The following is a 26,484-nucleotide window of genomic DNA, read 5'->3' on the forward strand; positions in this document are numbered from 1 at the left end:
TCGTTACTACCCAGATTGTTGGTCGCCGGGTTGGTGCAGCTCGAGATCGGATATCCACTGTGCCGCCGCGACCGGATCGCCCACCTCGGGCGCCGCAGCCAGCGGCGGCCGGGCGATGATGATCACCGGTACCGCAAGCCGCCCGGCCGCATCGAGCTTGGCGATCGTGTGCCGGCCACCGGAATCCTTGGTCACGAGTAGATCCACGCCGTATCGGGTGAACAGCTCGAGCTCGCTGTCGAGATCATACGGACCACGCGACCTTACGACCGTCCACGCCGTCGGCAATAGAGCTGCCGGCATTTCAACAAGTCTGACCAGCGCCTGCTTCTGCGCCCAGCCGGCATAGGCGTCCAAGGTCTGGCGGCCCGTCGTGATGAAGGGCCGGTTACTAGAATCTCCGGCGGCGACAGCTTCGTGGAGGTCGGGCACCCAGATCCAGCTTGTGGCCCCGGGATGGCCGGACCATCCGGGCCTGGTCAGCCGGAGCAGCGGCAGTCCGGTCGCAGCAGCGGCAGCGGCGGCGTGCTCGGACATGGTCGCTGCGAAGGGGTGGGTCGCATCGACGATCGCCGTGATCGAGGATCCCCGCAGATAGCGGATCAGGCCGTCGGTTCCGCCGAAACCCCCGATGCGTACGGCTCCCACCGGCATCGCAGGATTGCTCACGCGTCCTGCCAGCGAGCTAGTCACCGGATGGCCCGCCTCCGACAGCAGTGCCGCGAGTTTACGGGCCTCGGCGGTCCCGCCGAGGATCAAGATCACGAACGCCTCCTGCCGAATGCGGCCGCGAGACCGACCGCGACCGCCGCAGCTCCTACTCCGACCAACCGCGACAGCCGGGCGCTCCGTGACACGTCCGCGATCGTCGGCTGATCACCGAATCCGAGGGTTCCCCGGTTCTCCTCGACACCCTGATAGCTGTTGATGCCACCGAGACGTACGCCCAGTGCTCCGGCGAATGCGGCCTCCACCACACCTGCGTTGGGGCTCGGATGCCGGCCGGCCTGGGTCCGGACCGCGATCAGCGCGTCCTTCGGTCGTCCGCCGACCAGCGGCGCCGTCACGGCAGCGAGGCCTCCACCGATCCGGGCCGGCAGCCAGTTGACCACATCGTCGATCCGGGCGGCGGCCCAGCCGAAGCGACGATAGCGATCGCTGCGGTGCCCGATCATGGCATCCAGGGTGTTGATCGCCCGATAGCCCAGCAACCCGGGGATGCCGAGCACGGCTCCCCAGAAGAGCGGTGCGACGACGGCGTCCGAGGTGTTCTCCGCGACAGACTCGACAGTCGCCCGAGCAAGATCGGCCGCCGTCAGCCGGGCCGGATCCCGGCCGACCAGATGGGTGATCTGCCGACGGGCTGCAACAAGATCATCAGCAGCCAGCTGGCGCTGCAGGACCTCGGCCTCGGTGATCAGCGACCGGCCACCGAGTACAGCCCAGGTCGAGAGCCCGACAAGAATGATCTTGACCGACGGTCGCTCGCGCCCGAACAACGAGAGCAGGCTGCCGAGTCCTGCGACGCCGCCGAGCAATGCCGCCACGTGCAGCACTCCGGCGCTACGGCGGTCGCGATAGCTGAAAGTCTCCAGCCTGGCTGCGACCGTCCCGAATCCGGCCACCGGATGCCAACGGCGGGGATCGCCGAGGGCGAGATCGGCGAGATAGCCGAGCGCGAGACCGGCCGGCAGCGTCCAATCCGCACGGCGCTGCAACCGGCTCACGATGCCAGGCTCCCGGATTCGATCGGCTCCGCCGAACCGGTGGCCAGACCCGCCACCGCTCCGATCACGATCACCGCCGGATGCGTCAGTCCGGCAGCGTCGACGGCCGCCGCAAGGCCGGCCAACGTCGCCACCAGGGTCCGTTGCGCAGGGCCACCTGCAGAGGCGATCACCGCCGACGGAGTCTCGCCCGGCAGGCCGTTGGCGATCAAGGTCTCGCTGATCGTTGCGATCTCTGCCATCCCCATCAAGATCACCAGAGTGGTGTTGGTCCGGGCGAGCGCCGACCAGTCGACCGACGAACCCGCGTCTCCCGGCGGCAGATGGCCGGAAAGGACGGTGAAGCCCTGGGTGAGGCCACGCATCGTCACTGGTATGCCGGCGAGTTCCGGGGCAGCAACGGCCGACGTGATACCCGGAATCACCCGCACCGCGATCCCCGCTTGGGTGCAGGCGGCGACCTCCTCGCCGCCGCGACCGAAGACGAAGCTGTCGCCGCCTTTGAGCCGGACGACGTCGTGCTCGCGGCCGTAATTCACGAGTAATTCGTTGATCGACTCCTGGGACGGGCCGGGACGGCGCGGGATCTTGCCGACATCGATGACCGTCGTGCCTGGCCCTGCCTCGGCCAGCAACTCGGCCGGGATCAGCCGGTCGTGGATGATCACCTCCGCTGCCCGGATCGCCTTCAACCCGGCCACGGTGATCAGGTCGGGGTCACCGGGGCCGGCACCCACCAGGGTCACACGGCCCGTCATGCCGGGATCTCCTGATGGTTCACGGCTCCGGCTTTGATATCGGCCAACGTCGACAAGAACCCACGGGTCGTCCCCGGGTCGCGCACCGCGACCCTGATCCAATCCGGACCGAGCCCGGGGAAGGTGTCGCCCCGCCGTGCGGCGACACCATGATCGCGCAGTGCGAGCCGTAGCCAACCCGGTCGCCCCGGCCAGCCGGCACAGTCGACCAGGACGAACGGCGTCGCCGGATCCCCGAGGACGCTCAGGCCGAGGTCGCGAAGTCCGGAGACCAGTGGCGTACGCAACCGGTCGAATTCCTCCGCTGCGCGGGCGGCTTCCGCCCGAGCCTGTGCTGACAGGCAGGCGACGATCGCGTCGGCTGCCGGAGTCGAGACCGACCAGGGGGCCTGCTGCCGGCGGAGGTCGGCGATGATGGCCGGATCACCGACGGCGTACCCGGCGCGCAGGCCGGCCAGGCCCCAGGTCTTGGTCAACGAGCGCAACACGACGATGCCGGTCAGATCCCCGCCCAGCAACGACTCCCGCTCCCCCGGAACAGCATCCATGAACGCCTCGTCGACACACACCACCCGGCCCGGCCGGACCAGCGCACGGATCTGATCGGCGGGGTGCAGGACGCCGGTCGGGTTGGTCGGGTTGCCGATCATGATCAGATTCGCATGATCATCGACGGCGGACGGATCGAGGACGAAACCGTCGGCCTCCGACAACACCAGCCGTCTGGGCCTGCGACCGGCAGCCCGGAGCGCGGCCTCGGGCTCGGTGAACTGCGGGTGCACCACCAGCGGATGATCACCGCGTACGCCCCGGGCGATCAGGGTGAACCCTTCGGCACCACCAGCAGTCGGCAACACCTGGTCGATATCGGCACCGTGCGCCGCCGCGATCGCCTGCGTCGCTGCATCGATCCGCGGATAGCCGGCGAGATGATCGATGCTGTCCCGCAGAATCGTCGCCAGCCAGGCCGGCGGTGCGCCCAGCCGGACGTTGACCGCCAGGTCGACCAGCCCGTCGGCGATGTCCCGGTCGCCGTGATGATCAAGGTCGTAGGCGTGCTGGCCGACGCGCTGCCGATAGCGATGCGCAGCATCGGCGAACCGCTGTGCGACGGTCGGATGTCCCGCCCAGTGGATATGCAGATAGGAGGCGTGCACGGTCGGCGTACCGGTGCCGGCCGGATCCAGGGAGAAGCCTTCCGGCCGTCCGCCCAACAGCCATGCCGGCGGGGTGGATCCGTCCGGTGTCACCGCGGTCCGATGGAACTCGTGTCCGGTCACGGTTTCGCCGGCCCCGGCCAGTAGCTGATCATGATCGGCGACGCCGGTGCGGTAGCCCAGCGTGAGCCGCTCGGTCATGACACCGTCGGTCGGGAGCACGCCGACCATCGGTTGGTCGTCGCAGCTCTTCGCCAGGTAGAGCAGCCCGGCGCATTCGGCGACCGTCGGAACGCCTCGTCCTACGGCGTCCGCGATGGCGTCACGCAGCGGGGCATTCCTGGCCAATGACTCCGCGTGTACTTCCGGGAATCCTCCGCCCAGATAGATTCCCGCCGTGTCCGCCGGCAGCGCGATGTCCTCGGCAGGGTCGAAGCTGACCGGGCGGCAGCCGGCGGCCGACAACAACTCCTCGGTCTCGGCGTACCGGAAGGTGAAGGCCCGTCCGCCCGCGATCGCGACGACGGGGCGCTCATCCGACGCGGGACGGACGACGGTGGTCGGATCCCAGGGTGTCCCAGCGATCACGGGGGCGTTGCGAGCAGCCGTCAGGACCGCGTCCAGGTCGACGCTGTCGGCCAGTTCGTCGGCGAGCCGGCCGATCACGTCGACGGCGTCCGGCCGCTCCGCAGCCGGCATCAGACCGAGGTGGCGGGACGGTACCGAGACACCGCGATCGCGCGGCACGGCGCCGAGTGTGACGATGCCGTGATCGTCGAGTGCCCGCCTGATCTCCCCGGCATGGCGCGGCGAGCCGACCTTGTTCATGATCACGCCGGCGATCGACAACCGCGCATCCTCGGCGATCAGCCCACGCACCAGTGCGGCGGCGGTGCGGGAGACGCCGGACACATCCAGGACGATGATCACCGGTGCCTGCAGCAGCCGGGCGACGTGCGCGGTCGATGCATAGCCGTCGGTGCCGAGCTGGCCGTCGTACAGGCCCATCACGCCCTCGATCACGGCAACATCAGCAGGCCCGGGACTCCTCGAGCCGTGCAACAGCAGCGGCAGCATCAGTTCTTCCGAGCACAACCGCGGATCCAGGTTCCGGCCCGGGCGGCCGGTGGCCAGACTGTGGTAGCCGGGATCGATGTAGTCGGGGCCGATCTTGAATCCGGCCACCTGCTCACCGCGGTGCCGCAGTGCCGCCATCAGACCGGTGGCGATCGTCGTCTTGCCCTGTCCGGAGCCGGGGGCGGACACCACGATCCGTGGCGGTGCCGGCACCGATAGTTGGCTGGTCACCACTCGATCCCCCGCTGGCCCTTCTGGCCGGCGTCGAACGGGTGTTTGATCTTGGTCATCCCGGTGACCAGGTCGGCTGCGCCGAGGAGTTCCTGCGGCATCCGGCGGCCGGTGATGATCACGTGCTGGTTGCCCGGGCGCTGCGTCAGGGTCGCGACCACGTCGTCCAGATCGACCCAGCCCCAGTTGATCGGATAGCTGAATTCGTCGAGCACGTAGAACTGGTGCTGTTCGGCGGCGAGTCGGCGCTTGATCTCCCGCCAGCCCTCGGCGGCAGCCGCGGCATGATCATCGTCGCTACCGGCACGGCGGGTCCAGGACCAGCCCGAGCCCATCTTGTGCCACTCGATCGGTCCACCGACACCCGAGTCCTGGTGCGCGCGGTCCAACTGCTCCAGAGCGCTCTGTTCGCCGATGCGCCATTTCGCCGATTTCACGAACTGGAAGACCGCCGTTGACCAGCCCTGGTTCCAGGCCCGCAGTGCCAGGCCGAAGGCGGCGGTGGACTTTCCTTTGCCGTCTCCGGTGTGGATCATCAGCAGCGGCCGGTTGCGACGCTGGCGGGTGGTCAGGCCGTCGTCGGGTGTCTCCGACACGTGTCCCTGCGGCATCAGGCAGCTCCGAGGTGCGGTCGGTGCTCCGCGACGGCGCCGGTGATGGTATCCGCTGCGACCTCGTCGACCCTGGTGTAACTGGCGCCGATCCTGGCGGCCAGTCGGCTGGCCAGCCCCATCCGGAAGCGGCCCGTCTCACAGTCGATCAGCACGGTCTGGATGCCGGCTGCCCTGACCAGGTCGGCCGCCCGTCCGGCGCGGTCGAGCGGGTCCGGTCCGGCGGTTGCCCGGCCATCGGTGATCAAGATCATCAGCGGGCGGCGGCGGGGATCCCGGATCCGTTCGATCCGGACGGTCTCGGTCGCACGCAACAGCCCCTCGGCCAACGGCGTCCGACCGCCGGTCGGCAGGTCGGTCAACCGGCGGGCGGCGACCTCGACCGATGACGTCGGCGGCAGCGCCAGGTCGGCGGCACGCCCGGCGAAGGTGATCAGACAGACCCGGTCACGACGCTGGTAGGCGTCCAGCAGCAGCGAGAGTGCTGCAGTCTTGACCGCCTCCATCCGCCGTTTGGCGGCCATCGAACCGGACGCGTCCACCACTAGCAGGACGAGATTGGATTCCCGGCCCTCGGTGATCGCGCTGCGAAGATCATCTCCGCGGACCGCGAGCCTGCCGGCGTCGAGCCCGCGGCGCGCCGCCGCGCGGACCGTTCCCGGCAGGTGGACGCGATCACCGCGCTGGAACCGGTCCGCGGCCCGGACCACGCGGCCGGAACTGGTCAGCGCCCGGGATCGACGGCCGGCGGCTCCGGTGCCGAGTCCCGTGGCGGTAAACAGCCGGGTGCGGTACGGCTTCTCCGCGGCCGCGACCCGTCCGACAACAGCCGGGCTTTCGTCGGACGGGTCCCCATCCTCGCGGTCATCGCCCTGTTGATCTTCCGAAAGCCGATCCTCAGGCTGTTGATCACCGCGGTGATCTTGGCGACCTTGATCGTCGGAGCTGCGATCGGCCGGCTGCTGATCCATGCCGGACCGGTCACCGTCCGGCCGCTGCGGTGCGTCATCGCCGTCGCTCGCCGTCTGACCGCCGTCCGGACCCTGATCGTTTCCGTCCGGACCTTGATCGTTTCCGTCCGGATCATCGGGCTCCGGCGGCTCCGGCTCTGGATCCGTGTCGGGCTCGTCGTCGCCGAGCAGCTCGTCCAGCAGGTCCTCGTCGAGACCGGGAGCGTCGAACGGATTCCGCCGGCGGCGGTGCGGGAGTGCGAGCCGGGCGGCGGCGCGGATATCGTCCCGGGTGACCCGATCGCGGCCCTGCCAGGCGGCATGGGCGACAGCGGCCCGGGCGGTGACGATGTCGGCGCGCATACCGTCGACGTCGAACCCTGCACAGACGGCCGCGATCTTGGTCAGCGCCTGCGGCCCCAGGACGACGGCGGGCAACGCCCGGCGCGCCCGGACGATCTGCTCCCTGAGTTGCTGCTCGCTGGCGGCGTACTGCTGGGCGAACGCGACCGGATCGGCGTCGAACCTGAGACGCCGGCTGATCACTTCCGCGCGCAGATCGGGCTCACGCGGAGCGGCAACCTCGACGGTCAGACCGAAGCGGTCCAGCAACTGCGGACGGAGTTCGCCCTCCTCCGGGTTCATGGTGCCGACCAGCATGATCTGCGCGGCGTGGGTGACCGAGATGCCGTCGCGTTCCACGGTGGACCGGCCCATGGCGGCGGCGTCCAGCAGCAGGTCGACCAGATGATCATGGAGCAGATTGACCTCGTCCACGTAGAGGATTCCGCGGTTGGCCGCCGCCAACAGGCCCGGTTCGAAGATCGTGCGGCCCTCGCCGAGCACCCGCTGCAGGTCCAGCGACCCGATGACGCGATCCTCGGTGGCGCCGACCGGCAGCTCGACCAGGCGGGCCGGCCGTTCGACCCCAGGAGTGACGTGGTGCGGACCATCCGGGCAGCCCGGATCCGGGTCGGCAGGGTCACAGCCGAAGCGGCATCCGTCGACCACCTGTTGGGCGGGCATGATGGCCGCCAGCGCCCGGACCATGGTCGACTTGGCGGTTCCCTTCTCGCCGCGGACCAGCACGCCGCCGATGGCCGGAGAGACCGTGCACAGGACGAGCGCCAGAGCCATGTCATCGGAGCCGACAACGGCGGTGAAGGGGAACCCTGCCCTGGTGCCGGACTGCGGCCTGGCGACCGGGTCGGTCTGCTGGAACGTCGACAAGAGATCGTGTCCTCCCGCAGGTGTCCTCGCCTGCGTCGATGGGCCGGCACGGCAGCCGGAGACTGCCGTGGGCGCCGGTCGATGGCCTGACTTTCCCGCGGTCGCGGGATCACAGTGGCGGGACCGTTCCGGACTTGCACCGGATTCCTCTCCCGACGCCGAGGCCGATCCTACGGCGTTCGGGCCGCCGATCTCCAAGCCCGGGTGTCACCTTCTATGCTCGGCTTCCGTGACGGACGGGTCGGCGGACGACAGGATCGACGTGGTGGGCGTACCGGCTCGCGGGCTCTCCACGCTGGACCCCGCGAGCCGCAGCATCGTGGCCCGGGCGCGGGTGATCGTTGCTGGGTCGCGACTGCTGGCCGAGGTCACGCGATCGGCCATCGCGATACCCGATGCGGAGCTCGTCGCTTTGCCATCGCCCTTGCGAGCGGGCCTGGTCGAGTTGGTCGAGGGTCGTAGCGGGCAGCAGATGGTGCTGCTGGCCAGCGGTGATCCGCTGGTCGCGGGCATCGGCCGGACGGCGATCGAACTGTTCGGGACCGACCGGGTCCGCATCCACCCTGCAGTGTCCTCGGTCGCGCTGGCCCGAGCACGGCTGGGCTGGCCGGCGGAGACCTGCGAGTCGGTCAGGGTGAGCCGCGGCGCGTACGAAGTGGTCGCGCAATGCCGACCGGACGCCCGACTGGTGGTGCTCAGCTGGGACCGCGACAGTCCTGCCGAGATCGCGGCCCGGTTGACCGAGGCCGGCTTCGGCTCCAGCCGGATGATCATGCTCTCCGATCTCGGCACGGACCAGGAGACGCGGCTCGACGGTCGTGCCGGGACCTGGGACTGTGCTGACGTGCCGGCGCTTGAACTGGTGTGCGTCGAGTGCCTGCCGGATCGAGACGGCGACCCGGCGCTGTGGTCGACAGCCCCCGGGCTGCCGGACGACGCTTTCGATCATGACGGCCAGCTGACCAAGCGCTACCTGCGGGCCGCCGCGCTGACCCGGTTGCGCCCGGTCCCGGGAGAGCTGTTGTGGGATCTCGGTGCCGGGGCCGGCTCGGTCGGAATCGAATGGTGCCGTCAGGATCCGCGGAACCGGGCCGTCGCGGTTGAGCGCGACCCGGAACGGGCCGCGAGGATCACCAACAATGCCCGACGACTCGGCGCGATCGGCATCCAGGTGGTGACGGACTCGATCGATGCGGCACTGGACACGCTGACGAGACCGGATGCGGTTTTCGTCGGCGGCGGAGTGACGGCCGGAATCATCGACCGGGCCATGGCGGCACTCCCCCACAACGGTCGGTTGGTGGCCCATGCGGTGACGGTCGAATCCGAGTCACTGCTGCTCGCCGCCTCCCGCCGTTACGGTGGCGATCTGAGCCGGATCGGGATCGAGGCGCTCGAACCACTGGGCAGCTACCTCGGCTGGAAACCGGCCCGCTCGGTGACCCAATGGGCCGTGACGAAGCGCGCCTGACCATGAACCCCGCAGCCGCCGGAACGACGACGAAGGATCACATCATGGAGCAACCCACCCCGGACGTGAGTCCGGGATCGGCGACCGGCAGGGTGCACTTCATCGGGGCCGGGCCGGGAGCGGCTGATCTGCTGACGCTGCGGGCCGTACGGCTGTTGCAGGCCTCGCCGGTCTGCGTCTACGCAGGCACCTATGTCGATCCGGAGATCCTGTCCCACTGCCCTGCCGATGGGGAGTTGATCGACAGTTCGGGTCTTGATCTTGACCAGATCACCGAGCGGCTGGTCTCCGCCCATCGCGCCGGACGGGATGTGGCGCGATTGTGCTCCGGTGACCCGTCGATCTACTCCGCGGTCGCCGAGCAGGCCCGGCGGCTCGACCGGGCGGGTGTGCCGTGGGATGTCACCCCCGGCGTGCCTGCCTACGCGGCCGCGGCAGCCCGCATCGGTCGTGAGCTGACCGTTCCCGAGGTTGCCCAGACGGTGATCCTGACCCGCGCGCAGGCCGCCTCGACCGCGCTGCCGGACAGTGAGTCCCTGTCCGGGCTGGCCGCGCATCGGGCGACGCTGGTGCTGCATCTCGCGATCCGCCGGACCCGGCAGCTGGCGACCGAACTGATCCCGGCCTACGGCACCGACTGTCCCGTCGTCGTGGTGGCCGATGCGAGCAAGCCGACCGAGGTCGTGCTGCGCGGAACGCTCGCTGACATCGCCGACCAGGTCGAGGCCGCCGGGCTGCGCCAGGCCGCGGTGATCATGGTCGGCCGGGCCTTGCAGGCAACGGAATTCGTCGAATCGCATCTCTACGGCAAACGCGACCGCCCGTGATGATCAATGGCAGATGATCAATGGCAGATGATCACGACTCGGCGGGGACGAAGCGCGGCGTCCAGACGCCATGCGGCCCGAGCCGGGTCCCCGTCGCGCCGATGATCACCAGGCATTTCATGTCGACCGTGGCTGGATCGAGATCGCCGAGCGTGGTGACCTCGAGCTGTTCGCCATCGCGACCGACATCGCGTCCGATGATCACCGGTGTGTGCGGCGATCGGTGCCGGAGCAGGATCTCCTGTGCCTGGCCGAGCTGGGTCGTCCGGCTGCGGGAGGCGGGGTTGTAGATCGCCAACACCAGGTCGGCAGCGCCGATCGCATCCAGCCGCTTCTCGATGACCGACCACGGCTTGAGCCGGTCCGACAGCGAGACCACCGCATAGTCGGCGCCCAGCGGAGCGCCGGCACGGGCCGCGACGGCCTGGGCCGCCGTGAGCCCCGGGACAACCGTGATCGGGACAGCCGCGAACCGCGGATCCTCGGCCGCCTCGTAGACGGCCGACGCCATACCGAAGACTCCCGCGTCCCCTCCGGACACGACCGCGACGCTTTCGCCCTGATTGGCCAGCTGCAAGGCGAATCCGGCACGGTCCACCTCGACGGTGTTGCCCGAGGAGTGACGTTCCAGCCCGGCGCGCTGCGGCACCCGATCGACATACGGGCCGTAGCCGACGACGTGTCCGACCCGGTCCAGGATCTCGGTGGCCTCGGGAGTCAGCCAGCGATCCGGGCCGGGCCCGAGGCCGAGCACGAAGACCTCGCCGACCGTCACGCCGGCTGCTCGACCCCGGTAGCCGGGCCGATCCAGGCTGCGGTGCCGGTCGGCGCTGTCGGAGCGCCGGTCCCGACCGGGAACGATGATCATCGACATGTACGGCACCCGGCCGGGCTCGACCTCGGCAACCCGGCGGCGGTGTTCGTCGCCGGTGCTGGCCCGCTCGACATACCAGGCGTCGTCCAACCGACCGGCCTGGCGCAGCGCTTCGCGCACGGTGTCGAAGGTGCGCCCGAGTTTCATGATCGCCGCCGCGTCGGTGTCGGCGAGGCGGCGGGCCAGTTCGGGCAGCGGCAGCGTTCCGGGCAGCACCGTCAGCACATCCTCGTGCCGGCTGACCGGGGTTGCCAGGGCAGCGGTCGCGGCGCTGACCGAGGTCACTCCCGGAACGATCTCCGCAGTGAACCGTCCGGAGAGCCGGTCGTGCAGATACATATAAGAGCTGTAGAACAGCGGATCGCCCTCAGCGAGCACGACCACCGTCCGGCCCGCGGTCAGGTGCTCGGCCAGCCGGTCGGCGGAAGCGTCGTAGAAGTCGCTGATCACGCCGTAGTAGCCGAGCGGGTGATCGGTCGAGCCGGTGGTCACCGGATAGGCCAGCAGCTCTTCGATCGCGGTGTCCGGCACCAGGTTGTCGGCGACCGACCGGGCGATCGAGCGGCCGTGCGTGCCCGAGTGGTAGGCGATCACGTCTGCGGCTGCGATCAGCTTCGCCGCTTTCACGGTGATCAACTCGGGATCACCCGGACCGACACCGACGCCGTACAAACGCCCTCCACCGGTGGGAGCGACGCTGCTCACAGCTCCGCCTCCCGGGCCAGAGCGTTGAGGGCCGAGGCCGCCATCGCGGATCCGCCACGGCGACCATGCACCACCAGATAGGGGATGTCGTACGGATTGGCCTCCAACGCCTTCTTGGATTCGGCGGATCCCACGAAGCCGACCGGCACCCCGACGATGGCGGCCGGCCGCGGCGCGCCGGCGTCGATCAACTCCAGCAACTGGAACAGCGCCGTCGGCGCGTTGCCGATCGCGACCACTGCACCATCAAGATCATCCAGCCAGAGCGAGACCGCTGCCGCCGAACGGGTGGTGCGCCAGTCACGAGCGATCGTCGGCACGGCCTGGTCATGAAGCCGGCAGATCACCTGATTGTCGGCGGGCAGCCGGGAACGGGTGACGCCGGAGGCGATCATGGTCGCGTCGACCAGGATCGGCGCGCCCGAACGGAGCGCTCCCCGCGCAGCCGCCACCAGATCAGGGTGGATCCGCAGATCGTCGGTGATCCGGACGTCGCCCGCTGCGTGGATCATCCGAACCGCGATCGTCGCCGCATCCGGCCCGAAGCCGGACAGGTCGGCTTCCTCGCGGATCGTGCCGAAGGATCGGCGGTAGATCTCCGCACCGTCGTCGACATAGTCGTACAACTTCGGTGGCCGGTTCACGATGCCACTCCTCCCAGGCTTGCGATCGCCCGATCAAGATCATCGGGAGCGACCAGGTCGTGGTGCGGGCCGGAGGGCGTCCCACAGCGGCGGCCGCAGCCGCTGATGTGGATCGGCAGCCCGGGTTGATCGTCCAGCACTGCCGCCAGCCCAGCAGCGAACTCCCGGGTGTTGATCATGGACTTCCCGCAGCCCGGAGCCCCGACGCAGGCGGTCAACCCGTTCCAGGCCGAGTGATCATCAACGATCAGGCCGACCGCTGCAAGCTCATCCAACCGATCAGCCGCGCCGGGCACCACCACACCACGCCAGGGAGTCAGGACAACCTCGCCCGCACCAGCCGCAGTGGCCAGTACATCGATCTGTCGGGAGGTCAACCGTGCCAGCGGCACCGACACCGAGGCCGCACCGTCGATCGCACCCAGCGGGGTCGGACCGGATCGGACCAGCGGGCCTGCAGTCGCGATGAGCTCCTCCAGCGCCGACCAACCGTCCAGGAGACCTGTCGGATCCAACTCGTCCGGATTGGTCTCGTGGAGATGCCAGGGTGGTGTCGCGGATCGCTTCCGCAGTGCCAGGAACCGTCGGGCGACCATGATCATCTCCGGTACCACGCCGGCTCGGTCGGTGATCTTCGCCCGGGGCACGGCGGTGCCCGCGACGATCAACCAGCGATCCTCCGACAGCCATCGGGCAGCGAGATCGAACCGGAGGCCGGCAACATCGCCACTGCCGTCGTCGACCGCGAACAGGAAGCGGCTGGGCAGACCGACAAGTTCCGGATCGGCGCAGATCGCCTGATCGAGCTCGGTGATCACCGATGACACGGCCGGCCGGCCGCCCAGGCCTGCGAGGGCCGATCCGACGATGTTGCGGACCCGCTCGTGGTCGGGCGACGGCAACAGGCCGAGATCGGTGACGGCGTCGCTGAGGTCTGCCAGCCGGTCGGCGTCGATGCCGCGCAGCTGCACATTGCCGCGCGAGGTGATCTGGAGTTCGGGCTGGCCGTATTCGGCAGCCAGCATCGCCAGCCGTTGCAGCCGGCCGGCACTGATCCGGCCACCGGGGATCCGGATTCGGACGAGCATCCCGTCCTCGGCCTTGTGCGGGGTGAGCAGGCCCGGGCAGCGATCAGCGCGCTGGTGTTCCGGTTCGATCACCGGGCCATCATAGGGACCCGTCACCCGGAGCCGGCCATCGCGAGAGGACGGAGCGGCGACGGGGAGATAGGGTGACGGTGACCTCGGAATCGCAGGAACCCGGTGAGAGTCCGGGACGGTCCCGCCACTGTCATCACTCGTCCGGCGCCAAGGCGCTCGACGGGTGGGAGTCAGGAACTGCCTCCGAGGGAACTGTCACCCATCCCGGGCGAGGACCCGGAGAAGGATGCTTTCGCATGCGCATCGCCCTGCTGTCCACCTCAGACACCGATCTGCTGTCTGCCCGCGCGTCCGCGGCCGACTACGGCCTGGCCAACCCTGGACGTACGGATCCGGTGCAATGGGACGATCTGCTCGCCTCGGCGGACATGGTCGTGGCGCGGTTCCTCGGCTCACCGCAGGTGTACCGGGCCGAGATCGAACGGATCCGGGCAACCGGAAAACCGGTCGTCGTGCTCGGCGGGGAGCAGGCACCGGATGCCGCGCTGATGGAACAGTCCACGGTTCCGATCGGGATCGCCGGCCAGGCACACAGCTACCTGGCCGAAGGCGGTGCCACCAATCTCGATCAACTCCACGCCTTCCTGTCCGACACCGTTCTGCTGTCCGGTGTCGGCTTCGAGCCGCCCGTTCGCCATCCCGCGTGGGGATTGCTGCGGCAGCCGACCGGGGAGCAGGACCTGCCGGGCCGGCCCGATGAGAGGCGGCCGAAGATCGCCGTGCTCTTCTACCGCGCCCAGTACGTCGCCGGGAACACCGCCTATGTCGAGGCACTGGCCGACGCGATCGACGCCGGCGGCGGCATTGGAGTGCCGCTGTTCACGACGACACTGCGCGATGCGCCGGACGATCTGATCGACCACCTCGCCGGCTACGACGCACTGATCACCACGGTGCTGGCGGCCGGCGGCAACCGCCCCGCAACGGCCTCCGCCGGTGAGTCCGACGAAGGCTGGGACGTGGCCGCACTCGCCGGGCTGGACATCCCGATCCTGCAGGGCCTCTGCCTGACCTCCGATCGGGACTCCTGGGCCGGCGCCGATGAAGGGCTGACACCGCTCGACGTCGCCACCCAGGTCGCGGTACCGGAATTCGACGGCCGGATCATCACGGTTCCCTTTTCCTTCAAGGAGACCGACGGCGAAGGGCTGCCGCACTACGTCCCCGATCCGGAGCGGTGCGCCCGGGTCGCCGGAATCGCGGTCGGCTATGCCCGACTCCGGACGGTGCCGCCGGCAGAGCGGCGGATCGCCGTTGTGCTGTCGGCCTACCCGACCAAGCACTCCCGGATCGGCAATGCGGTCGGGCTGGACACTCCGGTGTCGGTGATCCGGCTGCTCCGGGCGATGCGCGATGCGGGCTACGATCTCGGCGACGTCGCCGCCATCCCCGGACTCGGTCCGCTGTCCCCGGTCGAGGGTGAGGATCCTGACACGACCGCCGGCAATGCGTTGATCCATGCGCTGATCGATGCCGGTGGGCAGGATCCGGAATGGCTTACCTCCGAACAGTTGTCCGGACAGCCGGTCCGGATCCCCACCGCCACGTACAACGACTGGCTTGCCGATCTGCCGGCCGAACTGACCGACCGGGTCCGCGACACCTGGGGCGAGGCACCCGGCGAGCTGTTCGTCGACCGCAGCCGCCAGCCCGACGGAGAGATCGTCTCCGCGGCGCTGCGCTCCGGAAATCTGGTGATCATGGTCCAGCCGCCGCGAGGATTCGGTGAGAATCCGATCGCGATCTATCACGATCCCGATCTTCCGCCGAGCCATCACTATCTGGCGACCTATCGCTGGCTGGAGAAGGAATTCGGCGCGCACGCCATCGTGCATGTCGGCAAGCACGGCAACCTGGAATGGCTGCCCGGCAAGACCGTCGGCATGTCAGCCGCGTGCGGCACGGATGCGGCACTGGGGTCGGTGCCGGTCATCTATCCCTTCCTGGTCAACGATCCCGGCGAGGGGACCCAGGCCAAGCGGCGCGCCCACGCGACGGTCATCGATCATCTGGTCCCGCCGATGGCCCGAGCGGAATCGTACGGTGACATCGCACGGCTGGAGCAGTTGCTGGACGACTATGCCAGCGCCAACACGATGGATCCCGCCAAGGCGCCGGCCCTGCGCGGTCAGATCTGGGAGTTGATCACCAAGGCCCAGATGCACGAGGACCTGGGGCTCCAGGCGCGACCGGGTGACGAGGAATTCGACGAGTTCGTGTTGCACGTCGACGGCTGGCTGTGCGAGATCAAGGACGTCCAGATCCGCGACGGTCTGCATACCCTGGGCCAGGCTCCGCAGGGCGACGACAAGATCAATCTCGTGCTGGCTGTGCTGCGGTCGCCGCAGCTCTTCGGCGGTCGGACGGCCGCACCCGGACTCCGCTCGGCACTCGGGTTGGCCGACGATGCGCCGACGACCGAGGTCGACAGGGTCGAGCAGGTGGCCCGGGAACTGGTCACCGCGATCGCCGCGGCCGATTGGGATGCCGATGTGGTGTCGGACGTGATCGGAGACCAGCTCGGCCGTCAGGACGACGGCGTCGAGCAGGCGTTGATCTTCGCCTGCCGCGAGGTGGCACCCCGGTTGGACCGGACGACCGACGAGATCGCCATGGTGCTGCACGCACTGGACGGCGGTTACATTCCTGCCGGGCCGTCCGGATCACCGCTGCGCGGCCTGGTCAACGTTCTGCCGACGGGACGCAACTTCTACTCCGTGGATCCGAAGGCGGTGCCGTCGGCACTGGCGTACGAGACCGGCGTCCGGATGGCCGACTCACTGCTGGACCGCTACCGCGAGGAGACCGGCGAGTATCCGCCGTCGGTCGGGCTCTCAATGTGGGGCACGTCGGCGATGCGGACCTCCGGCGACGATATCGGTGAGGTCCTTGCGCTGCTGGGCGTTCGGCCGGTCCACGACCAGGCATCCCGCCGGGTGGTCGGGCTGGAGCCGGTCCCGTTGGCCGAGCTCGGTCGGCCGCGGATCGACGTCACAGTCCGGATCTCCGGCTTCTTCCGTGACGCCTTCCCGCACGTGGTGACCCTGGTCGATGACGCAGTCCGGTTGGTGATCGACCTCGATGAGCCTGACGACCAGAATTTTCCCCGCCGACATGCCCGGGCTGATCTTGATCAGCACGGTGACAAGCGCCGGGCCAGCACACGGATCTTCGGCTCGCGACCGGGGGCGTACGGCGCCGGGTTGCTGCCCCTGATGGAATCCGGCAACTGGCGCACCGACGAGGATCTCGCCGAGGTCTACACCACCTGGGGCGGGTACGCCTACGGACGCGATCTCGACGGCGTCCCGGCCACCGAGGACATGCAGGCCAACTACCGACGGATCAGCGTCGCGGCCAAGAACGTCGACACCCGCGAGCACGACATCGCCGATTCCGACGACTACTTCCAGTATCACGGCGGGATGATCGCTACCGTCCGGGCGCTGACCGGCGAGGCACCCAGAGCCTACGTCGGCGACTCGACCAGCCCGGACGCCGTACGCACCCGGTCGCTGGCCGAGGAGACCGCGCGGGTCTTCCGCTCCCGGGTGGTCAATCCGCGCTGGATCGCGGCCATGCGCCGGCACGGTTACAAGGGCGCCTTCGAGCTCGCCGCAACCGTGGACTATCTCTTCGGATTCGACGCCACGGCCGGCGTCGTCGGAGACTGGATGTATGCCCAGCTCGCCGAGAACTACCTGCTGGACAAGGAGACTCGCGAGTTCCTCGACCAGGCCAATCCGTGGGCGTTGCAGAGCATGATCGAAAAGCTCAACGAGGCCGTCGACCGAGGGCTGTGGGCCGAGCCGGATCCGGAGATCCTTGATCAACTCCAGCAGATCTACCTCGAGGTGGAGGGAGATCTGGAGGACCGGTGAGGCGACGTCAGGGCCGGAGCAGATAGATGTCGAGCACCCAGCCGCGCTGGGCGCGCGCGGCATTGCGAGCAGCCTCGATCTCGTCGATGACGTCGCCCAACCGGCCGCTGATCAGCACCTCGTCGGGGAGTCCGAGCTGGGCACCCCAATAGATCGTCAGGTCGCCGTGCTTGGGCAACAACTGCTTGCACTGCAAGGATCCGTCCAGCATCACCGCGACATCGCCGAGCTCCGGCCGGTACTCTTCGGGCAGCCGGCGACCGGTCGTGACATGCACCGGTTGCCCGATCCGGTTCAGCGTGATCTTGTGGCGGGCCGCCAGGAGCGACAGGCTGCTGATGCCGGGGATCACCTCGATCGCAAGATCAAGACGCCCGTCGTCGCGGATCGATTCGGCGATCCGGATGGTGCTGTCGTAGAGCGCCGGATCGCCCAGGACCAGGAAGCCGACGGTCCCGTCCGAGCCGAGCTGGTCGCGGATCGTCGCCGCGTACCGGCGGGCCCGCTCGGCATGCCATTCCGCGACCGCGGCGCGATAGGCGTCGGTAGCCCGTTCGGCATCCGGGCCCCGATCGGGATCCGGCACCTCGACGAACCGGTAGCGATCGTGGTCGATCAGGGTTTCGCAGAGCTCCCGCCGGAGTGTCGCAAGATCATGTTTGTCGGCGCCCTTGTCCGGCACCAGGAAGAGGTTGGTCCGATTTAGGGCGGCGACAGCCTCCGTGGTCAGCTGGTCCGGGCTGCCGGTGCCGATCCCGATCACCAGGACGGTGATCATCGTCTGCCTGTCCCGATCGGTCCGATTCGCGTCAGGCCGGTGATCAACCCAAGATCGGCATGCTCCTCCAGCGCGTCTGCCAGGCTGTTGATCATGCGCTCGCGGCGCTCGGCGAAGGCCGGCGCTGCGGGGTCCGTCTGCCAGCCGGATCCGGCGGCAGCGGCGATCTCGGCCAACCACTGACGACGGAAGTCGTCATTCTCCAGGGTGCCGTGCCACATGGTCCCCCAGACCTGCCCGACGCACCAGCCGTCCAGGAACGGCTCGACGTCGCCGGTATCGAGTGCGGTGGTGGGCTTCGCGACGCCGTGATGGATCTCGTACGCCGCGACCTGGTGCCCGCGCCAAGTGCCGACCGGACGGCCGAGCGTCTTGTCGGGCGAGAAGTCGATTGTGGTCGGCAGCAACCCGAGTCCGTCGACCGGTCCGACCCCGGATTCCACCGGGTCGTCGATCGTCCTGGCGAGCATCTGGTACCCGCCGCAGATTCCCAGCACCGGTTGTCGGCGCGCCGCGCGGTCGGCCAGAACGGCGGCGATGCCACGCTCGCGGAGCCATCCGAGATCAGAGACCGTGGAGCGGGAGCCGGGCAGAACGACCAGGTCGGCCGCTGCCACCACACCGGGATCAGTGGTCACGGTGACGTCGATGCCCGGCTCGGATGCCAACGCGTCAACGTCGGTGGCGTTGGAGATCCGGGGCAACCGCACCACCGCCACGCGCAAGGCCGCCTCAGGAGCTGTGGAGCGGCGGACCGAGCCGACCGCCAGGGTGTCCTCCGAGTCCAGCCACAACTCCGGCAGCCACGGCAGCACGCCGGCACACGGCACACCGGTCCGCTCGCTCAGCATCTCCAGTCCGGGATCGAGCACCGTCTGGTCACCGCGGAACTTGTTGATCAGATAGGCCTTGATCACTGCCCGGTCGTCGGGATCCAGCAGCCCGATGGTGCCGAAGATCGATGCCAGTACGCCGCCGCGATCGATGTCGCCGACGATCATCATCGGGAGTTCGAACCGCCGCGCCAGGCCGAGGTTGACGTAGTCACCGGCGCGCAGGTTGATCTCGGCGGGCGAACCGGCGCCCTCGCAGATGATCACGTCGAACCGTTCGGCCAGTTCGGTGAAGGCGGCGAAGGCGGCCTCGGCAAGCTGGCGGCGCCCGGTGGCGTACTGCCCGGCCTCCAGGGTCCCGTACGGCTGACCGCGGACGACGACGAAGGACCTGCGGTCCGACCCTGGCTTGAGCAGCACCGGATTCATCGCCGACTCGGCGGTCACGCCCGCCGCCTGGGCCTGCAGATACTGCGCCCGGCCGATCTCCGACCCGTCGACGCAGACCATCGAGTTGTTCGACATGTTCTGTGCCTTGAATGGCGCGACCGCGACTCCACGGCGCGCCAGCACCCGGCACAATCCCGCGACGACCAGCGACTTCCCGGCATCCGACGACGTACCCGCAACGACCAGCCCAGCCGCAGTGCTCCCACCGGCGGTCTCGCCTGTCATCAGTCCCGCCCTCCCAGGACACAGTCACCGCAGACCGCCTCGGTTGATCCCGACAATTGGTAGATCAGGCAGCAGCTGTGTCGCCGAAATCCCGGTCCGGGCTCACCCGTCTCGTCTGCCAGCCGAGTGTCTCGCAGCAGTTCCTGCGCGATGGTGAACGCCCGGTCGGCCAGAGCTGGGGCGGACCGGCCGATCAGCACGGCCGCGCTGTTGATCGACGAGGCGACATTGCCCCACAGGACCCGCTCCGAGACGCCGGCATAGTCGCGGACTGCAGTCGTGATCGGCTCCACCGCGTCGTCCAGGATGCAGGCAACCGCCCAAGACTCACTCGAGCCCGAATCTTCGGAGGTCAGCGCCAGTGGGAATCCGCCACCCAGCCGGTCCTGCCACCCGAGTGCCGACAGCCGGAATCGTGGCAGCTTGAGATCGAGCACGGCCGCACCGACGGCGGGGGCGGCCAATCGCGCGACCAGCCCCAGTTGAGCGACCGAAGCGGAGACCGCCGACGGTACGGCGTCGGGGGTGATCGGTCCGGCGGCGGCGAGTCCGTGTGCTACCGCTGTGATCCGCTTTCCGACGGCACCCGAATCCACCAGCTCCGCCATCGGCCGCCACGGCTCGACGAACGATCCCGGCGGATGCAGTTCCAGGGTAAAGAACGGACCGAAGCGCTCCAACCCGGCAGCGATCATGCCCCGATCGGCTGGCGAGCCGGACCGGGCTGCGCGGCCTGGGCCTTGGCCGGCGCCCGATGCGTGCCGAGAACGCGTTCGAGAAGCACGGAGAAGATCAACCCGGACGCGGTCCAGATGATCATCTGGTTGATGATCGAATACAACCGGAACCTCCACAGCAGGTCGGCCGAGAAGCCCGGGTAGACGATCGCACCGCTCTGGTCCGTGATCGGCTGCGGCGTCTCGGTCGCTGCGCGTGCATACCCGAAATCATGTTGGTGAGCGACATTCGCCGCTAGATTGCCCAGCGAGGGCAGCACACCGGCCAAGATCGAATAGCCCGCGACGAAAGCGGCAGCGGCCAGCAGGCTCGCACCGAAGACGCCGAACCGTCCGCGGAGCCGGTAACCCAGATACGCAGCGGCAGCCAGCATGATCAGAGATCCACCGACCATGGTGAGATACAGCGCGCCCCTCGTCGCGATCGTGAAATCATGTCCGATCGCCGGCGGATTCGCCGGGTACTTCAGGGACGGCAGCAGATACATGCCGAAGAAGCCGAAGCCGGCCAGGAGCAGCGCCACAGTGCGAGGCCGGATGCCGAAGCGTCCGTGCAGCACCAGGTAAGCGACCGACAGCAGCAGGCCCATCCCGACCGAGAAGGCGATGATGCCGGTCGCGATCCCCACGGTCGACTGGATCGACCTGCTGAAGATCTCCGGTCCGTCTGCCACGCCGGGCAGCCCGGCCGCCTTGTTCAGCTTGTCGAGGATCGCGTCCCGACCCGACTCGTAGTCGATCGCCTGCTGGACGATCGGCTCAGCGAAGATCCGGGCGAAGGCAAATCCGAGCACTCCGGCGATCAGCCCGGACAGGGCGCCCCGGAGGATGACACGAAATTCCATTTCGCGCGCTCAGTGACAGGGAAAGCCGAGGAAGTGCCGCGAGTCGTGAACCCATTCGTGGACCACCATCGTGTTGCCGAAGACCGAGGTCATGCCCTCATCGATGCCGACGAAGTAATACAGGGCCAGTGCCACCAGGGCGGTGACACCCAGCAGCACGGACACCCGGGCCTTGGAAAGCGCCTGCGGCGAAACCTCTCCGGTCGCCTTCGGCTGTGCAACATGCGCGTCGGACATCTGGCCTCCTTCGGGATTATGCGTCCCGTTTCGATGGATCGGCGTGCGGCAGCCAAGTGTCTGACTCATCGCCCGAAAGCGACTCACAGTGGCGCAACCGTTCCGGATTCTCGCCGGATTCCTTGCCCTGCCGCACCGGTAACGCTAGAGCCTGCGTCCCTGTGCGTCAATTCACCGATCCGCTCGGTGGACGCCCAGCACACGGTTGAGTGAACTTTCAGCGTCGTGGCGCGATACACATACCGGCAGTAACGTCCTGGCTTATGTCTGTTGCTGAAGCATCCCTGGCCGGCCTGTACGACGTGATCGCGCGTCGCCGCGACGTGCGGGCTGAGTTCACGGGTCAGCCGATCGCCGATGATCAACTGCTCCGGATCCTCGGCGCTGCCCACCAGGCGCCCAGTGTCGGTCACAGCCAACCATGGGACTTCATCCTGGTCCGCGATCATGGAACCCGACAGCGCTTCCAGCAGCACGTCGCCGCAGAACGTGATCTTTACGCTTCCGAGCTGAGCGGCGAGCGGTCGGATACGTTCGCCAAGATCAAGATCGAGGGCATCCTCGAATCCAGCCTCGGCATCGTGGTCACCTATGACGCGGCCCGGGGCGGGCCCGCGGTCCTGGGTCGGCACGCGATCGCCGATGCTGGTCTCTACTCGACCTGCCTGGCCATCCAGAATCTCTGGTTGGCCGCGATCGGCGAGGGATTAGGGGTCGGCTGGGTTTCCTTCTATCGCGAGCCGTTCCTGCGCCGATTACTCGACATCCCGGAGGAGATTCGTCCGATCGCCTGGCTGTGTGTGGGAACGATCAGCAGGTTGCAGGACGCACCGGACCTCGAACGGCATCGTTGGCGCGATCGCCGTCCCCTCGCCGAGGCACTCCACTACGAGACATTCCGCAACGGTGCGATCACCACAGATCCGGAGGTCGCGGATGATCAAATCGACCGATCCCTACGGGCTCGTGACCTCCGCCGTTGCGGTGACGAGCCGAGGGACGCTCGCGGTGAGACCGTACGGAATGCTCAGCACTGACGGGAAGCCAACAGCCGCGGCCGTGTGCGGCGCTGGCGACGTCGGTGTCGTTGATCGTGTGGACGGAATCCAGGCTGCTGACCGGCCCGAAGGTGAACGTGTTGCCCGGAAACGTCACGGGAAGTTCGCCTTCCGGCTGGACGGCGGATTGCTTGCACCCGCCGTACGCGCGTCGTTTCCACACGCCGCGAGGAAACTCGCGGTGAAGCCGAGACCGCCGAGCAGCACACCGCGCGGCGGTCCAGGTTGCGCATCCGGAACGTGTCGTTCAACCGCCCTGATCACCGCTGCATCAGTACGCCGAGATCGGGCTCGCCAGCTCGAGCTGACCATGATCGACCAACCAGCGAACTGCTTCGAGGATGGCCGCATCGGGCTGGTACCGCGGAGCGTAGCCGATCAGGTCGCGCGCCGCCTTCCGGCGCTCGACAGCGAGGGAGCACCTGTGTCGTGGCAGCCTTCCCGATGCCGCACTCCCCGACCGGCGCCGTGCCGCTGCTTTCGGTGATCGGCAATCGGCTGCTCGGCCCGTGACGCCAGATCGACCCGCAGTAGACCAGATGCCCGGTGTGCCCTCGCAGGCGCTCGACGAGCGCGGACCGTGATTCGAGGGTGAAGCAGATCAGGTCGATCACGACATCTGCGTGCAGTGCCTGCACCCGCGGACACGTGCCGTCCCGGTCCTCCGCTGATGGTGATCACCTCATGGCCGTCGCGGACCAGGCAGGGGATCAGGAAGGTGCCGATGTGGCCGCTGCCTCCGATCGCGACGATTCGCATGACGCCAGGCCAGGCAGTCGGTCGTCCGCGCGCTGGTCGGAGTGGCACCACGGCATCGCCCCAACGCTATGGCGGACGTACGACGCGAACGACGACTAGGCGACAGAAGCTGGCGGATCCGGTCATTGGCCGAGAGGTCCAACTCCATTAGGTTAGGCAAGCCTCACCTATACCATTCTGCCCGAGGAGCCTGATGGGTCACGCCCTGTTGACGACATCCCAAGCGGCCCCAGCCGCTGACGCGATCGACGCCGAGACCGACGCCGAGTTCGGTGTCATCGTCGACGAACTGACCCGGCGCGGTTTCCTGGCCGGCGGTCTCGGCACCGTCGGAGCGTTCGGCCTCGCCTCCTGCACACCGGATGCCCCGAGCCCGGCCGTCCCGCAGACCCGCAAGATCAAGACCGCGAACGGGACCGTCGAGGTGCCTGCCGACCCACGCCGGGTCGTCACGATCAACGCGTACGCCTACAAGACAATGCTCGACCTCGGTCTGACCCCGATCATGGGGATCGCCGGCCAGGTCGCCGCCGGCTTCCAGATCCCGTCCTACATCGACCGGATGGCCAAGGTGCCCTCACCCGTCGACAACGCGGGTAGCGACAAGATCGAACAGATCGCCCGGGCCAAGCCCGATCTGATCTTCACCTTCGCCGCTGACAAGGCCGTCGCCCAACTGCGCGCGCTCGCCCCGACGATCACTGCGGACCCGAGCGAGAGTTGGCGGCGGCTTGCCGAGCAGACCGCCGATGTCATCGGCCGGGCGGGGCAGCTCGAGAAGCTGCGCACCGCCAGCCAGCGACAGACACAGCAGCTCGCCAGTGACCATGCCGAGACGCTTCGGGGCGCGAAGTGGTACGTGCTCGCGCCGGGAGACAACAGAGACTGGTCCCTATGGCTGCCCGATGTGGCCGCGGGTCTGATCCTGTCCGACCTGGGCGCGAGCTTCGGACACCTGGCGACCGGGCGGACGGGTCAGTACAAGCCCTATTCGGTCGAGCTTCTCGACGGACTCAGTGACGGCGACGTGCTCCTGGTCGCGGACGGCGGAGCCACGCCGAGCGCCCAGGCCGCTGCACTGTTCTCCACACCGGGATGGAGACGCCTGCCTGCCGTCAAGGCCGGCCGCGTCTACCGCACCAACCTCTGCTCGGTTTCGAGCTACGGCGAGGCGGATGCCCTGCTCGATCTGGTCCGCACCATCTGCACCCAGCTTGAAGGAAACCAGCGATGATCACTGATGCACCCGCCGCGCTGTCCGACGTCGCCGTCGACGCGGAGTTCCGTCTGATCGTTGACCGGCTGACCCGCCGTGGCCTTCTCGCCGGTGGCATCGCCGCCGGTGCGGGCGCCGGTCTGGCGCTGGCCGGATGCTCGACCGGCGATAACCGACACACACCGTCGTCGAAGCGTACAGTCACCACAACTGCCGGCACCTTCACCGTTCCCGCCGCCCCGGAAAGGGTCGTCTGCATCGACTACTTCACCGCAATCTTCTTGATCGAACTCGGCCTGACTCCGACCGGCGGGATCGACTACTCCTGGGTCGACACCAGCAGCATGTATCCGGCCTATGTGCCGATCTTGAAGAAGCTCCCGAACATCGGCGAGATCACCTCCACCGACTACGAGAAGATCACCGCGCTGCGCCCCGACCTCATCCTCGGCCCCACTCCGGGCAGCCAGTACGACAACTCGAAAGGGGCGATGAAGACCCTGACAGCGGTTGCACCCGTCGCCTCGGTCGATTTCGGTAGCACCGGAGACTGGCGCGGCCCCTTCGAACAGACCGCCAAGCTCGTCAACCGCACAGCTGAACTGGCCCCGCTGATCGCGTCCTATCGCAGGACTGTCTCCGAAACGAAGACGTCCTACGCCGACCTACTGGCAACGACCGTGGTCTCGGTTGTCGACTACAGCCAGGACGGGAACTACGCCCTCGACCTGCCGAAGTCCACCGACGGCGTCGTGCTCGCCGATCTCGGTGTCACCTTCGGCAAGGCAAGCGCCGACAACGGCAGTAACAACCGTGGGTTGTCTCTGGAACGGATCAGTGATCTGGCCGACTCCGACATCATTCTCTACCGCGCGGACGCGAAGAAGGAACCGACCAACGGGCTACAGGACGTGGTCAAGCTCCGCGCCTGGAAGGAACTCCCTGCGGTGAAGGCCGGACACGTCTACCCGATCGGCTGGGCCGACGTGTGCACCTATCGCTGGGCAGAGAACGCGATCAAGGATTTCACCGGGATCCTCGACACATACGGCGACAACCGCCGGGGCCGATGACTGCGGCGTGCTGACTACGACAGCTCGCACGGAAGGGCTTGTAGGGATGGGATTCTCCGACGGGCGGAAGACCTCGGGGCTCTATGCCGCCGAGGTGGCGCGATCCGAGCGGATCACGCCGCACATGGTCCGGGTGACCTTCACCGGCAAGGATCTCGAACGGCTGCCACGGCGCGGCTTCGACCAGTGGTTCCGGCTGTTCCTCCCGCACTCGGGCGGACGGACCGACTTCGCAGCGGTACCGGACCGGCTCGGGGTGGCCAGCTACGTCAAGTACCTGACCTCGAAGTCCAGCACCCGGCCGCCGTTTCGCAACTACACCGCGCGCGAGCTGCGACCGGAGACAGCCGAGCTCGATGTCGACTTCGTCGTGCACGGCGATCAAGGCATCGCCGGACCTTGGGCTCAACAGGCCCGATCCGGGGAGCAGGTGATGCTGCTCGATCAGGGTCGTGGTTTCGATCCTCTCGGCGACGCGACGGAGTTCCTGTTGGTCGGCGACGAATCGGCGCTACCGGCGATCGCCGGGATCCTTCGCGACCTACCCCGCGATACGACCGGACTGGCGATCATCGAGATCCCGGAGACCGCCGACCGTCAGATCCTCGACGCGCCGGCCGGATTCGAGATCAGTTGGCTGCCCCGGGACCACCCCGGCAACCACCCCGGCCGGCTGGCGATCGAAGCCGCCACAACGTATCGACCAACGGATCCGGGCGGCTTGCAGGCTTATCTGGCGGGTGAGCAATCGCTCGTCGCACAGACCCGGCGCTCCCTCGTCGGTGCGGGCATTCCCAAGACGCGGATCACGTTCACGGGATACTGGCGGTCCGGGCGCAGCAGCTGAGACTTCCGGGAATCGACAATCACAATTCGACAATCACACTCGGCAATCTGAGTGTGATGTCTCAGGAGATCGGTGACGGTTTTGCATCAGGACATCGGTGACGGTTGTTGTGTCAGGACTTCG

Annotated in this window: 21 protein-coding genes and 2 riboswitches; of the genes, 7 read left to right on the forward strand and 14 right to left on the reverse strand. The window is 68.2% G+C overall.

Going from position 1 to position 26,484, the window contains the following annotated elements:
• Positions 1–6 precede the first annotated feature (6 nt).
• From IEY07_RS08850 to IEY07_RS08875, 6 genes are read right to left on the reverse strand one after another with little or no spacing between them, the layout of a single operon-like run.
• Positions 7–765, reverse strand: coding sequence for a cobalt-precorrin-6A reductase (locus IEY07_RS08850; RefSeq protein ID WP_188894813.1), 759 nt, complete (start codon positions 763–765; stop codon positions 7–9).
• Positions 762–1,727, reverse strand: a complete 966-nt coding sequence (locus IEY07_RS08855; protein WP_229669871.1) for a cobalamin biosynthesis protein — start codon at positions 1,725–1,727, stop codon at positions 762–764. Before IEY07_RS08855 ends, IEY07_RS08850 begins: the two co-directional genes overlap by 4 nt.
• On the reverse strand, positions 1,724–2,485 hold the full coding sequence (cobA, locus tag IEY07_RS08860) for a uroporphyrinogen-III C-methyltransferase (protein WP_188894814.1): 762 nt from the start codon (positions 2,483–2,485) through the stop codon (positions 1,724–1,726). The genes IEY07_RS08855 and cobA overlap by 4 nt, the downstream gene beginning before the upstream one ends.
• Positions 2,482–4,950, reverse strand: coding sequence for a bifunctional hydrogenobyrinic acid a,c-diamide synthase/histidinol phosphate aminotransferase CobBC (gene cobBC, locus IEY07_RS08865; protein WP_229669872.1), 2,469 nt, complete (start codon positions 4,948–4,950; stop codon positions 2,482–2,484). Before cobBC ends, cobA begins: the two co-directional genes overlap by 4 nt.
• Positions 4,947–5,561 carry a cob(I)yrinic acid a,c-diamide adenosyltransferase gene (cobO, locus tag IEY07_RS08870; RefSeq protein WP_188894815.1) on the reverse strand — a complete coding sequence of 205 codons (615 nt, stop codon included), beginning with the start codon at positions 5,559–5,561 and terminating at the stop codon, positions 4,947–4,949. Before cobO ends, cobBC begins: the two co-directional genes overlap by 4 nt.
• Positions 5,561–7,648, reverse strand: coding sequence for a VWA domain-containing protein (locus tag IEY07_RS08875; protein ID WP_188894881.1), 2,088 nt, complete (start codon positions 7,646–7,648; stop codon positions 5,561–5,563). The genes cobO and IEY07_RS08875 overlap by 1 nt, the downstream gene beginning before the upstream one ends.
• Positions 7,649–7,811: 163 nt before the next feature.
• A riboswitch (adenosylcobalamin (AdoCbl) riboswitch) is annotated at positions 7,812–7,901 on the reverse strand.
• A 69-nt stretch (positions 7,902–7,970) separates the two neighbouring features.
• On the opposite strand from IEY07_RS08875, the gene cbiE reads away from it, so the two are divergent.
• On the forward strand, positions 7,971–9,212 hold the full coding sequence (cbiE, locus tag IEY07_RS08880; protein WP_229669874.1) for a precorrin-6y C5,15-methyltransferase (decarboxylating) subunit CbiE: 1,242 nt from the start codon (positions 7,971–7,973) through the stop codon (positions 9,210–9,212).
• 44 nt (positions 9,213–9,256) lie between these two features.
• Positions 9,257–10,039: a precorrin-4 C(11)-methyltransferase gene (cobM, locus tag IEY07_RS08885; RefSeq protein ID WP_188894816.1), complete on the forward strand. Its 783-nt coding sequence runs from the start codon at positions 9,257–9,259 to the stop codon at positions 10,037–10,039.
• Positions 10,040–10,070: 31 nt separating this feature from the next.
• Here the strand turns inward: cobM and IEY07_RS08890 are convergent, their stop codons facing one another.
• Genes IEY07_RS08890 through IEY07_RS08900 form a run of 3 tightly spaced genes read right to left on the reverse strand, consistent with a single transcriptional unit; the run spans position 10,071 to position 13,422 of the window.
• Positions 10,071–11,618 carry a precorrin-2 C(20)-methyltransferase gene (locus IEY07_RS08890; protein WP_188894817.1) on the reverse strand — a complete coding sequence of 516 codons (1,548 nt, stop codon included), beginning with the start codon at positions 11,616–11,618 and terminating at the stop codon, positions 10,071–10,073.
• A complete protein-coding gene (locus IEY07_RS08895) occupies positions 11,615–12,265 on the reverse strand; it encodes a precorrin-8X methylmutase (RefSeq protein ID WP_188894883.1) in 651 nt (216 codons plus the stop codon). Before IEY07_RS08895 ends, IEY07_RS08890 begins: the two co-directional genes overlap by 4 nt.
• Positions 12,259–13,422, reverse strand: coding sequence for a ferredoxin-like domain-containing protein (locus IEY07_RS08900; protein WP_188894818.1), 1,164 nt, complete (start codon positions 13,420–13,422; stop codon positions 12,259–12,261). Before IEY07_RS08900 ends, IEY07_RS08895 begins: the two co-directional genes overlap by 7 nt.
• Positions 13,423–13,489: 67 nt before the next feature.
• A riboswitch (cobalamin riboswitch) is annotated at positions 13,490–13,624 on the forward strand.
• A 34-nt stretch (positions 13,625–13,658) separates the two neighbouring features.
• Between IEY07_RS08900 and cobN the strand changes: the two genes are divergently transcribed.
• Positions 13,659–17,303 (forward strand): cobaltochelatase subunit CobN, encoded by a 3,645-nt coding sequence (gene cobN / locus IEY07_RS08905; RefSeq protein ID WP_188894819.1) that lies wholly within the window; start codon positions 13,659–13,661, stop codon positions 17,301–17,303.
• A 7-nt stretch (positions 17,304–17,310) separates the two neighbouring features.
• On the opposite strand, the gene cobF is transcribed toward cobN, so the two are convergent.
• Genes cobF through IEY07_RS08930 form a run of 5 tightly spaced genes read right to left on the reverse strand, consistent with a single transcriptional unit; the run spans position 17,311 to position 21,408 of the window.
• Positions 17,311–18,081, reverse strand: a complete 771-nt coding sequence (gene cobF, locus IEY07_RS08910; protein ID WP_188894820.1) for a precorrin-6A synthase (deacetylating) — start codon at positions 18,079–18,081, stop codon at positions 17,311–17,313.
• Positions 18,078–19,589, reverse strand: a complete 1,512-nt coding sequence (locus IEY07_RS08915) for a cobyric acid synthase (protein WP_188894821.1) — start codon at positions 19,587–19,589, stop codon at positions 18,078–18,080. The genes cobF and IEY07_RS08915 overlap by 4 nt, the downstream gene beginning before the upstream one ends.
• The gene (locus tag IEY07_RS08920; RefSeq protein ID WP_188894822.1) at positions 19,589–20,284 is read right to left on the reverse strand and encodes a (2Fe-2S)-binding protein; all 696 of its coding nucleotides are present in this window, start codon (positions 20,282–20,284) and stop codon (positions 19,589–19,591) included. The genes IEY07_RS08915 and IEY07_RS08920 overlap by 1 nt, the downstream gene beginning before the upstream one ends.
• The gene (locus IEY07_RS08925; RefSeq protein WP_188894823.1) at positions 20,281–21,171 is read right to left on the reverse strand and encodes a CbtA family protein; all 891 of its coding nucleotides are present in this window, start codon (positions 21,169–21,171) and stop codon (positions 20,281–20,283) included. The genes IEY07_RS08920 and IEY07_RS08925 overlap by 4 nt, the downstream gene beginning before the upstream one ends.
• Positions 21,172–21,180: 9 nt before the next feature.
• The gene (locus tag IEY07_RS08930; protein ID WP_188894824.1) at positions 21,181–21,408 is read right to left on the reverse strand and encodes a CbtB domain-containing protein; all 228 of its coding nucleotides are present in this window, start codon (positions 21,406–21,408) and stop codon (positions 21,181–21,183) included.
• Positions 21,409–21,671: 263 nt separating this feature from the next.
• On the opposite strand from IEY07_RS08930, the gene bluB reads away from it, so the two are divergent.
• The 4 genes from bluB (at position 21,672) to IEY07_RS08950 (ending at position 26,361) form a co-directional block, all read left to right on the forward strand.
• Positions 21,672–22,445, forward strand: a complete 774-nt coding sequence (gene bluB / locus IEY07_RS08935) for a 5,6-dimethylbenzimidazole synthase (protein WP_188894825.1) — start codon at positions 21,672–21,674, stop codon at positions 22,443–22,445.
• 973 nt (positions 22,446–23,418) lie between these two features.
• Positions 23,419–24,459 (forward strand): ABC transporter substrate-binding protein, encoded by a 1,041-nt coding sequence (locus tag IEY07_RS08940; protein WP_188894826.1) that lies wholly within the window; start codon positions 23,419–23,421, stop codon positions 24,457–24,459.
• Positions 24,456–25,514 carry an ABC transporter substrate-binding protein gene (locus IEY07_RS08945; RefSeq protein ID WP_188894827.1) on the forward strand — a complete coding sequence of 353 codons (1,059 nt, stop codon included), beginning with the start codon at positions 24,456–24,458 and terminating at the stop codon, positions 25,512–25,514. Before IEY07_RS08940 ends, IEY07_RS08945 begins: the two co-directional genes overlap by 4 nt.
• A 46-nt stretch (positions 25,515–25,560) precedes the next feature.
• Entirely contained in the window at positions 25,561–26,361 is an 801-nt protein-coding gene (locus IEY07_RS08950) for a siderophore-interacting protein (RefSeq protein WP_188894828.1), read from the forward strand.
• Positions 26,362–26,484 lie beyond the last annotated feature (123 nt).

The sequence above is a fragment of the Microlunatus endophyticus genome, assembly GCF_014646195.1.
Lineage (GTDB): Bacteria > Actinomycetota > Actinomycetes > Propionibacteriales > Propionibacteriaceae > Microlunatus > Microlunatus endophyticus.

Excerpts from the sequence above, each read along its gene's own strand:
- IEY07_RS08920 (WP_188894822.1), bottom strand. The coding sequence starts at position 20,284 with ATGATCGCTGCCGGGTTGGAGCGCTTCGGTCCGTTCTTTACCCTGGAA.
- IEY07_RS08925 (WP_188894823.1), bottom strand. The coding sequence starts at position 21,171 with ATGGAATTTCGTGTCATCCTCCGGGGCGCCCTGTCCGGGCTGATCGCC.
- cobO (WP_188894815.1), bottom strand. The coding sequence starts at position 5,561 with ATGCCGCAGGGACACGTGTCGGAGACACCCGACGACGGCCTGACCACC.
- IEY07_RS08945 (WP_188894827.1), top strand. The coding sequence starts at position 24,456 with ATGATCACTGATGCACCCGCCGCGCTGTCCGACGTCGCCGTCGACGCG.
- IEY07_RS08950 (WP_188894828.1), top strand. The coding sequence starts at position 25,561 with ATGGGATTCTCCGACGGGCGGAAGACCTCGGGGCTCTATGCCGCCGAG.
- IEY07_RS08915 (WP_188894821.1), bottom strand. The coding sequence starts at position 19,589 with ATGACAGGCGAGACCGCCGGTGGGAGCACTGCGGCTGGGCTGGTCGTT.
- IEY07_RS08930 (WP_188894824.1), bottom strand. The coding sequence starts at position 21,408 with ATGTCCGACGCGCATGTTGCACAGCCGAAGGCGACCGGAGAGGTTTCG.
- cobA (WP_188894814.1), bottom strand. The coding sequence starts at position 2,485 with ATGACGGGCCGTGTGACCCTGGTGGGTGCCGGCCCCGGTGACCCCGAC.
- cobF (WP_188894820.1), bottom strand. The coding sequence starts at position 18,081 with ATGATCACCGTCCTGGTGATCGGGATCGGCACCGGCAGCCCGGACCAG.
- bluB (WP_188894825.1), top strand. The coding sequence starts at position 21,672 with ATGTCTGTTGCTGAAGCATCCCTGGCCGGCCTGTACGACGTGATCGCG.
- cobN (WP_188894819.1), top strand. The coding sequence starts at position 13,659 with ATGCGCATCGCCCTGCTGTCCACCTCAGACACCGATCTGCTGTCTGCC.
- cobM (WP_188894816.1), top strand. The coding sequence starts at position 9,257 with ATGGAGCAACCCACCCCGGACGTGAGTCCGGGATCGGCGACCGGCAGG.
- IEY07_RS08940 (WP_188894826.1), top strand. The coding sequence starts at position 23,419 with ATGGGTCACGCCCTGTTGACGACATCCCAAGCGGCCCCAGCCGCTGAC.
- IEY07_RS08875 (WP_188894881.1), bottom strand. The coding sequence starts at position 7,648 with ATGGCTCTGGCGCTCGTCCTGTGCACGGTCTCTCCGGCCATCGGCGGC.